This window comes from Streptomyces sp. WAC07094 (assembly GCF_036320405.1).
In the GTDB taxonomy this organism is placed as follows: Bacteria; Actinomycetota; Actinomycetes; order Streptomycetales; family Streptomycetaceae; genus Streptomyces; species Streptomyces lannensis.
The window spans coordinates 1,708,735-1,722,032 of the sequence record NZ_JAVMJZ010000001.1; the positions used below are offsets into that span (position 1 = coordinate 1,708,735).

Annotated in this window: 9 protein-coding genes; 3 read left to right on the forward strand and 6 right to left on the reverse strand. The window is 67.7% G+C overall.

The annotated features are described in order from the left end of the window. Positions 1–279: 279 nt before the first annotated feature. The 6 genes from RCR19_RS07465 to RCR19_RS07490 form a co-directional block, all read right to left on the reverse strand. Positions 280–510 carry a GntR family transcriptional regulator gene (locus RCR19_RS07465; protein ID WP_220291498.1) on the reverse strand — a complete coding sequence of 77 codons (231 nt, stop codon included), beginning with the start codon at positions 508–510 and terminating at the stop codon, positions 280–282. A gap of 688 nt (positions 511–1,198) precedes the next feature. Next, positions 1,199–3,058 (reverse strand): alpha-L-fucosidase, encoded by a 1,860-nt coding sequence (locus RCR19_RS07470; protein WP_331264403.1) that lies wholly within the window; start codon positions 3,056–3,058, stop codon positions 1,199–1,201. 224 nt (positions 3,059–3,282) lie between these two features. After that, positions 3,283–5,412 carry an alpha-galactosidase gene (locus RCR19_RS07475; protein ID WP_331264404.1) on the reverse strand — a complete coding sequence of 710 codons (2,130 nt, stop codon included), beginning with the start codon at positions 5,410–5,412 and terminating at the stop codon, positions 3,283–3,285. 39 nt (positions 5,413–5,451) lie between these two features. Further along, positions 5,452–6,258 (reverse strand): carbohydrate ABC transporter permease, encoded by an 807-nt coding sequence (locus RCR19_RS07480; RefSeq protein WP_331269368.1) that lies wholly within the window; start codon positions 6,256–6,258, stop codon positions 5,452–5,454. Between the two features lie 35 nt (positions 6,259–6,293). Beyond that, the gene (locus RCR19_RS07485) at positions 6,294–7,244 is read right to left on the reverse strand and encodes a sugar ABC transporter permease (protein WP_331264405.1); all 951 of its coding nucleotides are present in this window, start codon (positions 7,242–7,244) and stop codon (positions 6,294–6,296) included. Between the two features lie 3 nt (positions 7,245–7,247). Then, positions 7,248–8,543 carry an extracellular solute-binding protein gene (locus RCR19_RS07490; RefSeq protein ID WP_331264406.1) on the reverse strand — a complete coding sequence of 432 codons (1,296 nt, stop codon included), beginning with the start codon at positions 8,541–8,543 and terminating at the stop codon, positions 7,248–7,250. Positions 8,544–8,810: 267 nt separating this feature from the next. Here RCR19_RS07490 and RCR19_RS07495 point away from each other — a divergent pair, with 267 nt between their 5' ends. The 3 genes from RCR19_RS07495 (at position 8,811) to RCR19_RS07505 (ending at position 12,465) form a co-directional block, all read left to right on the forward strand. Further along, entirely contained in the window at positions 8,811–9,776 is a 966-nt protein-coding gene (locus RCR19_RS07495; RefSeq protein WP_331264407.1) for a LacI family DNA-binding transcriptional regulator, read from the forward strand. 181 nt (positions 9,777–9,957) lie between these two features. Further along, complete coding sequence (locus RCR19_RS07500; RefSeq protein WP_331264408.1) at positions 9,958–10,200, forward strand: integrase; 243 nt, start codon at positions 9,958–9,960, stop codon at positions 10,198–10,200. Between the two features lie 387 nt (positions 10,201–10,587). Further along, on the forward strand, positions 10,588–12,465 hold the full coding sequence (locus RCR19_RS07505) for a CocE/NonD family hydrolase (protein ID WP_331264409.1): 1,878 nt from the start codon (positions 10,588–10,590) through the stop codon (positions 12,463–12,465). The last annotated feature ends 833 nt before the right edge of the window (positions 12,466–13,298 follow it).

Genomic DNA, 13,298 nt, shown 5'->3' on the forward strand with positions numbered 1-13,298 from the left:
TGCCCGCGCGACGTATTCGGATCCTGGGCTGATGTGTACTGAGGCGCTTTCGTCGCGCTCGCCCACTGTAGGGATACTCCCCGGCGGCCAGCGTCTTGCTGCCGAGTCAGGCTGGGCGTGACCCCGCCACGACCTGGTGGTACCCATAACCCAGGCCGCCGGAAGTCGACGCAGGATACGGCCCCCGCTCTGCATTCTGCGGCCACGCGGATGGAGCGGGAGGCGTGCCCGCGTGATCGAGATGCGGCAGAACACCTTTCGGGCCGTTTGGGGGTTTCGTCACGCCCGCTCAGCGACGAACGAGCCCATACCGGGCGTTGTCACAATCAAGCCCTCGTCCCGCAGCGCGGCAGTCGCCTTGCGCACGGTGCCACGGGCCACGCCGAACTCGCTTTCGAGCTGCACCTCGCTGATCAGCGTGCGAGGCGGGTACTCGCCGCTGGCGATGCGGGCGCGCAGCACGTCGACGATCTGCTCCCACTTGGGCCGCGTCGGGTCGTAGTCGATCACCCGACCGACTGTAGATATTCGAGCTTATCAGGGCATAGAGGCGCATAGGCACGCCTAGGCATAGACAGGGGTGTACAGGCCGTCTATTGTGAATCACACGAGAAAGCCCCCGCGGTTGCCGGGCCGGGGGTGTGGCCGACGCTACGAGGGAGCATCGACATGGCGGACCGTACGACCATCGCAACCACGGCAAAGCCAGGCGCCGCTGAATACAAAGCCCTTACCAACCACTGCTGTGGTTGCCACACCTGCCGCAGGACAACGGCTGTCGCCTGCCCCGAAGCGAGCCGCCTGCGCAGCGCATGGTCCGCAGCCCGCCGCGCCGGCCCTGGGGTTGCCCAGTGATCTGCGCTCGCTGCGACAAGCAGATCCGCGAGGGCGAAGAGTACGAGACCCGAGACGTGATGCGACCGTCCGGCCCGGGCGTGGCGCTCCTTGTACACAAGGGCTGGTGCAAGCGAGCGCCGCAGCCGACTGCCCCGTCCGGACTCGGCCGATGAAGATCCCCAGCGCAGTGGACCCGCCTGCGCCGGGACGGCCGGCCCGGGAAGTCGACGTGTCCACCACGTTCGTCGAGGGCTGACTGTCGCGGCTGGATGCGCCGCTCGGCCGGTTCGAGGAGGAGTGGAAGCCGGCCCCGCGAACCCGGCCGACGTCCGTACGCCGGCCGGGTCGAAATCGGGTCTGCTCAGTCGACGTGGTCATGGCCGACGGGCGAGCGCCAGCCGACGCGGATCTCGTCGATGCCCAGCTTCTGGTAGAACGCCGGGACGGTGGCCGCTGCCCAGGTCGTATTGACGGTGAGCCGGACGTATCGGGTGCGGGGGGCGTCGAGGTCGATGAAGCGAACACCACGGGCACTCTCCAGGACACCCGTCAGGATCGGTGCGCCCCACTCCTTCCCGTCGTCACTGACATATACCTCGTAGTCCTTGATGCGCGCCGAATCCTCCTTGCGTCCGAAGGTCTCGCGATTGTAGGTCGGCGACCATTCACGCTGGTTGATTGCGAGGAAGCTGACCGGCAGTCGCCGGCCGAGGTCGAGGGTGACCGAGACGGGCAGCGCCTCGCCGCTGTCCCACCAGGTCAGGAAGGAGCCGTCGGTGAGGCCTGTGGCCGGGAAGCCGTCGGCGGCGGCGCTCGCGGTGGAGGTGATCTGTCGCTGCGGGTAGAGCCCCTCACGCGCGGCGGTGTGCACCCGCAGGACTGTGTCGTACGGGTCCCAGGTCGCGATGCCGCTGATGGTGACACGGCCGTCCTTCTGCTCGAACGGCAGCCGCTTTCCGGAGCGGAACTCGGTGACGCGCACGATCTTGTAACCGTTGTCGCGGATCGTGAGGATGCCGGTGGTGGGCGGTGTGGTGACGTGGACGTACTGCAGGAACGGATCCTTCTTGCTGATCATGACCACTCCGTAGGCGCCGTCGTTCCACGCCCCGGGCTGCAGTCCGCCGTACATGTAGCCGCCGCCCACGGTGTCGTCGATCGACTCGCGTATCGCGGGCAGGTAGCTGGCCAGGAAGTTGTTGAACGCCTCCTGGTTCGCCGGGAATCGGCCGTTCACCTGGGCGGTCTCGGCCATCAGCGATTTGATGGAGGATCCGGCGTTGGTGATGAAGCGGCCGAGGTTGAGTCCGTGGTCGACGGTCGAGTCGGAGCCGTCGAACCACCACTGTCCCTTGCTCGGAAGCTTGTAGCACGCCTCGGTGAGGCGGGGCATGGGGGTCCACACCGCGGCCGGATAGTCGTAGGGCGGGACCATGCCGACCTTTTGCTCGTTGCTGACCGTGTCCATGATGGGCGTGTCTTCGTTGTTGTTCGACAGCAGCCACGAGGGTCGCCGCTGGCGGATCAGCGCGTACAGCCCGTTCTGCTCCCAGTACTCGTTGTCATTGTCGATCCAGAAGCCTGACAGGTCCGGGTAGTTGTTCATGATCTCGACGAAGTTGTCGAAGCTGTACTCGCCGAAGCCCGGCCGGGTGGTGAGATCGACCTGCTTGCCCTTGTAGGCGGAGTAGGCGGCGGAGTCCAGTTGTTCGTGACCGCCCTCGGCATGCCACTGCGGGTCGTCGGTCATGTACAGGATGACGTGCAGACCCTTGGCCTTGGCCGCGGCGATGAGCTCGCCGAGGAAGTCGCGCTTGGTGCTGGCGCTGCCGGGGATCTTCGAGGGCCATGCCCGCGAGTAGCCGAGCCTGCTGTGGAAGGAGGCGAGCACCAGATAGCTCGCGTGCAGCTTGCGGGCCTCGTCCACCCAGTAGTTGGGGTCCCAGCCGCCGCCGGTGATCGCATCCTCCCAGGAGGCGGCGTCCGTGTAGCCGGGGAAGGTGCGCATGCCCCAGTGCAGGAACAGGCCGGCCGAGGCCGAACGCAGCCAGCTCTGCCGACGGTTGTAGAGGCCTTCGGGGAGGTAGCTGGGGAGCGCCCCGGGGCGGTCGGCGCCTCGCGGCGCCGCCGAGGCCGTCCAGGACTCGGACAGCGCCCCGGTGAGGACGGTGGCGCCCATCAGGGCTCCGGTCGCTTTGAGGACTTCACGTCTGGAGGTCATTGCTTGTCACCCATCTTGTCGTCCAACGATTTGGGCTGGCGGATATCTGGCGCAACGCTCCGGTACTCGGCCGGCGATGCGCGTCTGTGGGGTCGGTCCGAGCCCGTCGGCAAACCCGCTTACGGATGCGGCCAGGGCGTCTGGGGCCTTCGAATCCGAGGCGGGAGTCCCGGACGGCCCTGCCCCGGACTGGATGTACTGACAGGCGCTCAGGCACCGGTCGCCTACCGGGCGGGGCGCAGACGGATCAGCGCACTGGCCCAGTCGCCCGGGGCGAGACGGTCGCGGACCGGGAGGCCGACGCTCATCAGGACACGACCGGTGGCCTTGGGCCCGGCGGCGTCCGCTCCTGTGTACTCCTGGTAGACGGCATCCGCGTCGAGCCCGGCGAGGCGTAGGAGGCCGGGTGCGGGCAGCACCTCGGGGTGCGGGTGGAAGAGGAGGACGGCCACCTCGTCTCGGTATACGTACTGGATCGCCGACAGGCCCCGTCCGGGCTCGGCGCCGAGGCGGTACTGCTCACCATGCTGAACGGTGGCCCGTATGTCCTTGTACCGCGCCACCAGCTCCCGCGCTTCGGCGATGTCCTCCGGCGACCACTGGTGGAGGTTCCCGCCGATGCCCAGCACCCCGGCCATCGCGACGTGGAACCGGTAGGCCAACGGTGCCCGCCCGGCGTCGGTCACCCAGGCCGCCATCACGCCCGCAGGGTAGACCTGGCTGAATCCGTGCTGGATGGACTGCCGGTGAAAGGCATCGGTGTTGTCGGAGGTCCACACCTCGTCGGTGCGGGCGAGGATGCCGAAGTCGACCCGGCCACCGCCGCCCGCACACGACTCGATGCGCAGATCCGGGTGGTTGGCCCGCAGCCGGTCCATCACCGCGTACACGTTGCGGGTGTGATCGATCCACAGCCGGTCCTGGTCGCCGTCCCCATCCTTCTCCCGTGCGGGCCAGCCGGCCTGTGAGAAGGCTCGGTTCATGTCCCACTTGAGGAAGGTGATGCCGTGATCGCCGACCAGCTTGTCCAGCCAGCCGAACGCCCACTCGCCGACGTCCTCGCGGGCGAAGTTGAGGACGAGCTGGGTACGCAGCTCCTCACGTCGGCGGTTCGGGTGATGGAGCACCCAGTCGGGGTGCGTCCGATAGAGGTCGCTGTCCGGATTGACCATCTCCGGCTCAACCCACACCCCGAATCCCATGCCGAGCCTGCGCACTTCGTCGGCGAGCCGGTCGAGCCCTTCCGGGAAGCGCTCCGGGTTGGGCCACCAGTCCCCCAGGCCCGCGCTGCTGTCCACCCGTCGCCCGAACCAGCCGTCGTCCATCACGAACAGTTCGACGCCCAGGTCCGCCGCCTTGCGGGCGATCTCCAGCTGGCCCTCCTCCTCCACGTCGAAGGCCACCGCCTCCCAGGAGTTGTAGAGGACGGGCCGCACCTCCTGCGCGAGCGGCAGCACGTACTGGCGGGCATAACCGTGCCAGGCGCGGCTCGCAGCCCCGAACCCTCCCTCGCTGTAGGCCCCGAGCACGGGCGGCGTGGTCAGCTCCTCCCCCGGCTGGAGCCGCCAGGTCACGCCCTCGTGCCCGAATCCCGCGGACACCGCGACCCGGCCCTCGAACCGGTGCTGCGCGGTGAGCCGCCATGAGCCGCTCCAGGCCAGCGCCACCGTCCATACCTCGCCACGGTCTTCGGTCACCGTACCGTCGTCGAGCATGATCCACGGATTGGCCTGGTGGCCGGTGAGCCCGTGCCGGCTGCCGAAGGTCAGTTCGCCGCGCGGTAGCGGCTCCCTGCGCAACTGATGTTCCGCGGACCAGGCCCCCCAGACCGCGCTGTACCGGTAGTGCGGCAGTTCGGGCAGCAGCCAGTTGCCGGAGTCGGCCCGGTGCACGGTGACGGGCGTATCCCCGCCACCGGTGTGCCGCAGAGTCGTCCACCGCTCGACGACGTCGCAGTCCTCCCGCACCCGGTAGTGCAGCACGACCGTGAGTGGGAAGTGGGTGTCCGCGAGGACCAGGTCGAGCCGGGTCCCGTGCGGCTCCTGCTCTATGTGATCCGAGACGAGGGCGAGTTCGAGGGAACGCACCCCACCGATGAACGTCACCTGCAACGAGGGCACTCCCCAGCGCAGGCCACCGTCCACCGGCAGTTGCTCCTCGATGTCGAGTGGGAGGTCGTAGGGGGCGGTGATGTGCGGTCGGCCGGCGAGACCCGCCGCCTCGGCGGGGGCCAGCCGCACCCCCCAGTGAAGCTGGACGAGCTTGCCGTCCTCGGTCGCGTGCAGCGCGTAGGTGGTGTGCTGAGTGGACAGGGACCAGACACGCCGCTCGCGGTCGACGACAACGGACGCCATGGACTTCCTTTCCTTGAGGCTCTGGCTGCCGAGGACGGTTCAGCCCTTGGTGGCGCCGCTCGTCAGGCCCTGGACGAACTGCTTCTGCAGCACGAGATAGAGGATCAAGACCGGCAGCGTGGCCAGGAACATCAGGCCGAAGACCGTGCCGTAGTCGGCCTGGTACTGGCCGATGGCCCGGTAGATTCCAGTGGTGACGGTGGTGCCGCTGCCCGGGCCGAGGATGATCAGTGGATCGATGAAGTCGTTCCAGATCCACACGCCGAAGAAGATGACTGCGCTGGCAGTGGCCGGGCGCAGCAGCGGGAAGACGATCCGCCAGAAGACGGTGAGCCGGCCCGCGCCGTCGATCGCGGCGGCCTCCTCCATCTCGACCGGGACGGTACGGACGAACCCCGCGAAAACGAAGACTCCGAAGGGCACGTAGTAGCCGACGTTGAACAGAACCAGACCCTGCACGGTGGCCATCAGGTGGAAGATCCGCAGCACATGTGTGATGGGCAGCAGGATCACCTGCGGCGGGATCATCAACCCGGACAGCAGCAGCAGGGTCGCGGCGCGGCCCCAGCGGGAGTTGGTTCGGGCCAGATAGTGGCCGAGCATCGCTGACAGCACGGTCAGCACGACCACCGAGAGTGTGGTGACCAGCAGGCTGTTGGTGAGGCTGGCCCAGAACAGGTGGTCGGGGCGGTCCATGACCGCCTTCAGGTTGCCCAGAGTGGGAGGGGTCGGCAGTGCCGCAGGGCTCGACGCGATGTCGGCGCCGGGCTTGAAGGTGTTGGCAAGCACCACGTAGAGGGGTACGGCGAACACCGCGCCGAGTGCGGTCACCACGAGCGGGCGCATCCAGGTGCCGCCGTATGCCGAGGAGTTCGTGGTCCTCACAGGTCCACCTCCCTGCGCTGGAGCAGGCGTAGGACCACGGCCGAGGCCGTGGCGACGATCAGCAGCATGACGACGGCCATCGCGGACGCGTAACCTTGGTGGTTGGCGATGAAGCCGGTCTGCAGGGTCAGGAAAGCGACGGTGGCGGTGGTCCCCGAGCCGGGGCCGCCATTGGTGATGACCTGGATGTGGTCGTATGCCTTGAAGGCGCTGATCAGCAGAACCACCGTGTTGATGGTGAGCGCGGGTGCCAGCAGCGGCCAGGTCACATAGCGGAAGCGGGCGAAGGGCGCGGCACCGTCGATCGAAGCGGCCTCGTACAGTTCCGCCGGCACGGACTGGAGTCCGGCCAGGTAGACCACGACGCAGAAGCCGAGCATCTGCCAGGCCATGATCCCGGCCACCGAGTAAAGGGCGAGCGAGGGGTCCGACAGCCAGCCCACCGGGCTGACGCCGATCCAGCCGAGGGCCTGGTTGACCACTCCGTCGTCGGCCAGTAGTCGGGTCCACACGATGCTGACCACGACCGAGCTGAGCACCATGGGCACGAAGAACACCCCGCGCCAGGTGTTGTAGAACCAGCCTTTGCGGTTGAGCAGCATCGCGACGCCGAGCCCGGCGAGGTTCGGAACGATCACCAGGATCACGGTGAGCACCGAGGTGACCCGCAGCGAAGTGAGGAACTCGTCGTCACCGAAGAGCATCCGGTAGTTGTCCAGGCCCACGAACCGGGTCCGGGGGTTGAAGGGGTTGTAGTTCGTCAGGCTGTACCAGAAGCTCAAGCCGACCGGGGCGAGCACGAAGCAGCCGTATACCAGCAGCCCGGGCGCTCCGAAGACGCCAAAACGGGCCAGAGCCGCGCGGATCCTGCGGGATCGGCTCCGGCCGGCCGCGGGGCGGACCCGCGACACCGGCTGGGAGCGGACGGTCCGGACGTCGATGGCCATGGGTCAGGACGCCTTCTTCCACTCGTCGTCCAGATAGGCCGCCGCCGCCTCGGGCGACTTGCGGCCGAGGATGACGTCCTGAGTGGCGGCGAACACCTTGGCGTCCACGCCGGGCAGCAGCGCGTCGTCGCCGGTCTCCCAGGCGAACGCCTTGACGATGGCCTGGTCCTTGACGGCCTGTTTCCACAGGTCGTAGGTCTCCGTGAAGACCGGGCCCATGTCGCTCGGCTGCTTGTATCCCTTGATCGCGGGGAAGAGCGCGTCGGACTTCACCGAGGCGTCGAGGTTGGTCTGGTCCAGCTGGAAGGCCAGGGCGAACTTCCGGGCCGCGTCGAGGTTCTTGGCGTGAGCGTTCACGTCGATGCCGCCGCCGGTGTAGACCGGCATCAGTTCGGAGCCATCGTCGGTGGGCCAGGGGAACACGCCGATGTCGTTCTTGATCGGGCTCTTGTCACCGGAAGCGGCGAACCAGGAGCCCATCGGGTACATCGCGCCCTTGCCCTTGAGGAAGGCCTGCTCGGTCGCGGCGTAATCCAGCGAGACCATCTTGGAGTCGATGTAGCCCTTGCTCGCCAGGTCCCCCACCTTCTTGAGCGCGCCAACGAAGTCGGGTTCGGCGAACTTCACCTTGCCGTCTCGGCGCCGGTCCATCCAGTCCGGTGTCTTGCGGTAGACGTCGGTGCCCACGGTGCCGGTCAACGGCAGTACCGTCGGGAAGGCGTCCTTGCCGCCGCCGACCACGAAGGGAGTCGTTCCCTTGGCCTTGAGCTTGGCGCAGTCGGCGAGGAGTTCGGCGTACGTTTTCGGCGGGGCCGTGATGCCGGCGGCGGCGAATATCGACTTGCGGTAGTAGACGTTGGGGATGCTCTGGCTGTTGGTGGGAAGCTGGTAGATCTTGCCGTTGATGGCGCCTGCGCCGGGGAACAGGAAGTCCTTGAGTTCGCTGGGCTGCCAGGCGTAGAGGTCGCCCGCCTCGGCGAAGCCGGTGGGAGCCACGGCGATCATGACGTCCGGCAACTGGCCGGAGGCGCGAAGCTGCTTGGCGTACGCCGTGCGGTCAGCGGTCGGCGACACCAGCCTCTTCACCTTGATGTAGGGGTACTTCGCCGTGACCCGCTTGATGGCGGCGTCCCAGTACTGCGGGGTGAGATTGGGCGTCTCGAACGTCAGGAAGGTGATCTCCTGCGTTCCCTTGGAACTCCCCGACGACGAAGAGGAATCGCTGCCCACCGAACAAGCACTGAGCGGGGCGGCCATGGCGAGGGCGAGAAGCGCGGCTGTGGTGCGGGTTCTTGGCATTTCGAGGGTCCTCCGACTGCGGAATGGCAGAGCGGGTCAGGTCGGCCCGAAGCACGTGAACGCTCACGTAGACGTTTCTGTTTGAGACTGATCCCGGCTCTAACTACCTGTCAAGAGCGTTGACCGCGTTCGCCATTAAGGAGCACGATGGTACGTGAGCGCTCACGGAGACCCTCAGGGCATGAGCAGGCCGGGATGGACCGGCAGAAGGTTGGAGTGCCAATCGTGTCTACGACGAACGGGCCGCGACGCGTCACGATCGATGATGTGGCGCGCTTGACGGGGGTCTCGCGGCAGACCGTGTCCCGGGCGATCAACGACAAACCGCAGATCGATTCCGCCACCAAGCAGCGCATCCTGACAGCGGCGAAGGAGCTGGGCTACCGGCCCAGCCGCTTCGCCCGCGGCATGGTTCGACAGTCCACCACCACACTGGGCCTGGTGATCGCCGATGTGCTGAACCCGTTCTTCCCCGAAGTGGTCGCCGGTGTGCTGGAGGCGGCGGACGCCCGGGGGTGGCACGTCGTGATCTACACCACCGCCTCCGAGCTGAGCAAGGAGCGGGAGGTCGCCGAAACGGTCGTGGACCATGTAGACGCCTGCGTGGCGTTCATGCTGGACTCAGCTGCCATAACCCGGGTCGCCGGCTCCGGCATGCCTTTCGTGCTGCTCGGAAACGAGGACCGGCCGACGCAACTATCCACGGTACGGATCGACTTCGACTCCGGCATCCGGCAGGCCTTCGACCACCTGGTGGCCAAGGGGCACCGTAACATCGCCATGATCGACGACCGCGACCGCGCCAAGTCCGGGGCCCCGGACATACGCAGTGGACTGTTCACCGCGGTCGCCGCCGAATACGGCCTGCGGATAGAACCGCACTGGCGTCAGCCGTCCTCCAACTCCATACAGGGCGGTGCTGCGGCGATGGAACGGCTACTGGAGACCGCGCCGGAGGTGACGGCGGTGGTCTCGTACAACGACATGATCGCCATCGGCGCGATGCGGCACGCCCGGGCCCGGGGCCTCGCGGTGCCCGGCGACCGCGCCTTCGTCGGGTTTGACGGGCTGGCCCTGGGCGAGTTGGTGGACCCGCCGCTGACCACGCTCCATATCGACAAGCGGCGGCTCGGGCAGGCGGCCGTCGAGCAGGCCGCGGCCCAGATGCCGGGCGGGGGCGGAATGGCGGACACGCTGATCCGCACCCAGCTCGTGGTACGGGACTCGACGTGAGCCGCCATCCTTCACCCGCCCCCGCACCATTCGCCGCCGCGGCCGGCTGACGGCCCCCGTGTGGGGTGCCATAACTAACGCACTCGCGCTATTCCTGAACGTCTTCAAGTGGCCCCGGGGATTGGTCCGCGCCGGGACCACTTGAGGGGGCTTGCCCTTTTCTGCTCGAAATCGAACTTGGGTGAGACCGCTCCACACCGAACTGCTGGAGCGCACCCTCATCTGGAACGAGACCCATCTACGCCAAGCGCTGCGCGCCTACGAATGGCACTACAACCAGCGCCGCACTCACCGATCGCGGAACACCGCAACACCCCTCCACGCCCTGCCCCAAACGCTCGAACCCGAACGAATCGACCACCTCTGCATACGCCGACACGACCATTTCGGCGCAGTCATCCACGAGTACCGACACGCCGCTTGACCTGCGAGGACGTAATATTCGGCACCCGTAGCTCTCCCGGCTGCGCCCTTCAGGGGCGTGGCGGAGGTCGGTGAAGAGCCCGCCGACCTGGCGAACCAGCCCCATCCGCTGGGACGCAGCAGACGTTTCCACCTTCGCCTCCCACAACTTCCCCTGTCAGAAATGGGCTTGTTCCCATCACATCAGTAACGCGACGGATACACAGCACCGTTGACGCGTTTCAGTGCTGACCTTAGGCTCGCTCGCCATCGGTTCCGGCCAGAGTTCGCACCCATGGTCCCGTTCCTGACATGCGTGCGACCGTCGTCGTCGCTGCGATGGCGGGCAGGGCACTGCCGCTTGACCGGAAACGCCGTTCCGCTCCGTACCGACGACTCGGGAGAGCATGTGAACAGACGTCGCGCGCCCGGCTGGGCCGCCTTGGCACTCGTCACCACTCTGGCGCTGACCGGAGCACTCGCCGGCCCCGCCGACGCGTCACCGGCCGCCGCTTCCGCTCAGAACCCGACCACGGTGGTCGCCACCGCGACCGACGGCATCACGCACGAGCAGAACGACCGTGTCCCAAAGGGCTCGGTCTGGACCCAGCACTACTTCCCGTCCTCGGACGGCTCCGGTACCGAACTGCACGGCGACCTGCTGATGCCCGAAGGCGTGCCCGCCGGGCAGAAGGTGCCGGTCATCCTCTCCATCGGCCCGTACTTCGGGCACATGGGCCAGACGAACCCCGAGGGCTGGACCCACACCGGTCCCTCGAATCGCTTCCAGGACTTCATCGAGGGCAGCGACCTCTTCTCCCACGGCTACGCGTTCCTCATGGTCGACCTGCGCGGCTTCGGCGGCTCGACCGGCTGCCTCGACTGGGGCGGTCCCGGTGAGCAGGCCGATGTGAAGGCCGCGATCAACTGGGCCGCGAGCCAGCCGTGGTCGACCGGCGCGGTGGGCATGTACGGCAAGTCCTACGACGCCGTCACCGGCCTCATCGGCAACGACCTGAAGCAATCCGCGCTGAAGGCCGTTGTCGCCGGGGAGCCCCTCTGGGACATGTACCAGTACATCTACTCAAACGGCGTCCCCCGCCCGAATGTGACCGGAACCGCGAATGCCTACAACGGCATTGCCACGATGGCCCCTCTGTCGGACGACGACGGGCACTACCAGGCCAACGCCCGATACGAGGACGACCACCCTGGGTGCCTGACCGAGAACTCGGCCGGCTACCGGATAGCCGACCAGAACGACCCGTTCTGGACCTCCCGTGACCTGGCCAAGATGGCTCAGGGCACCGACACGCCGCTCTTCGTCACCCAGGGCTTCATCGAGAACAACACCAAGCCCGAGGAGATGCAGGAGTACCTCACCAACCACACCGGCCCGGAGCGCGGTTGGGTCGGCCAGTGGGACCACGTGCGTGGCGGCGACCGGGTGGGCGACGGTCGCCTGGCCATGGGTCGCGAGGGCTGGTACGACGAGACGCTGTCCTTCTACGACCAGTACCTCAAGGGAGTTCAGCCCTCGGTCGACTACCCGACGTTCTCCGTCGAGGACTCCACCGGTCACTGGCGAGCCCAGGACACCTGGCCGGTGGTGGAGCGCGACGTCACCCTCCCGCTGGGGAAGGGCAGTTACCTTGACGACGGCGGTGCCTCCGCCCGCGCCAACCTGGCCGCAGCCGGCACCCCGGCGCCCAAGGCGGCGCAGCCGTCGGGCAACTGGGACATGGAGAACGCCCCGGCGACCGAACAACCGGCGCCCAAGGGTCTGGCCAAGGGGATCGCGAAGAGGCAGCAGGCCGGTGAGGTCGGCTCCAGCTTCTTCGTCTGGTCGCGGCCGCTCGCCCAGGACGTACGACTGACCGCCACGCCGAACATCTCGCTGACCGCGAAGGGCGAGGGCAACATCATGCTCAAGCTCTACGACGTCGGCCCGGACGGCAAGGCCGTCATGTTCGACGAACAGGTCTCCCTGCTGAAGGCGGGCCGGATGAGCGTCGACCTCAAGGCGACCGACTGGACGCTGAGGGCCGGGCATGTCCTGGCCGTGGAGATCGGCTCGATCCAGACCGGGTCGTGGCGCGACACCCCATCGGGTCAGATCGTCAAGGTCTCGGGCGCCGTCCTGAGGCTGTCCCTGGACGACCCGTCCGACGACGTAGCCACCCAGGGGGACCGCTCACCCTACCTGGACACCTACCTGCGCCAGTACACGGTGGACCTGCCGGCCGGTCCGGCTTCCTTCACCGTGACACCCGGCGGCCACATCTGATCCCATGCCCACAGGTCGGCGCCGGCCGGCACGGCTCCCGGCTTCGCTCCGGAGCACCGTCCGGCACCGGCCCAGGCACCGTCAGGGGTGCCATAACTCTCGTACCTGCTTCGACCTGGGACTTCGAAGCCCGCCTCCGATCATGGCATGCTCGCGCGCCGTGATGCTCCGCATGGTCTGTCTCGCCTTTGCCCGCCTCCTCGGGCTGCTCCTCCTGTTCTCCCGTTCCCAACGAGCCGAGGGCGTCGAGCTGCCGGCACTGCACCACGAAGTCGCCGTGCTGAGCCGCCGGCTCGGCACCCGGCCACGGCTGTCCTGGCCGGACCAGCCATACTCGCCGCCCTCGCCCGGCACCTCCCCACCTCGCTGCGCCGCACCAGGCCGGTCACCCCCGGCACCCCTGCTCTCCTGTCACCGCCGCCTCGTCTGCTGGAAACGGAGAGCGAAACCGGCGACCACCGGCCGCCAGCTCACTTGGCTCAGCGGCAACTCGGTGCGGAAAGGATCAAGCTCACTCCCGCGGACCGGGCCCTCCTCGCTGCCCTCCTGGTCCACGCCCCGGCGTGGCCAGTTACGGCGCCTGCGGCTGCTGGTGCATCCCGAGACCATTCTGCGATGGCACCGCGATCTGATCAGGCGGCGTCACGGCAGGCTGAGTCGGCCCAAACGGCCCGGCCGCGCCCCGACCGAGCGTTCCATACGGCGACTCACCCTGCGGATGGCGCGCGAGAACAGCACCCGGGGTTACCGGCGCATCCACGGCGAACTCGCCACGCCCGGAATCCGGATCGCCCCCTCCACCAGTATCAACACGGCGCTTGACCAGCGCGGAC

Coding starts and splice junctions, on each gene's coding strand:
- RCR19_RS07470 (WP_331264403.1), bottom strand. CDS start 3,058: ATGACCTCCAGACGTGAAGTCCTCAAAGCGACCGGAGCCCTGATGGGC.
- RCR19_RS07475 (WP_331264404.1), bottom strand. CDS start 5,412: ATGGCGTCCGTTGTCGTCGACCGCGAGCGGCGTGTCTGGTCCCTGTCC.
- RCR19_RS07480 (WP_331269368.1), bottom strand. CDS start 6,258: ATGCGCCCGCTCGTGGTGACCGCACTCGGCGCGGTGTTCGCCGTACCC.
- RCR19_RS07485 (WP_331264405.1), bottom strand. CDS start 7,244: ATGGCCATCGACGTCCGGACCGTCCGCTCCCAGCCGGTGTCGCGGGTC.
- RCR19_RS07490 (WP_331264406.1), bottom strand. CDS start 8,543: ATGCCAAGAACCCGCACCACAGCCGCGCTTCTCGCCCTCGCCATGGCC.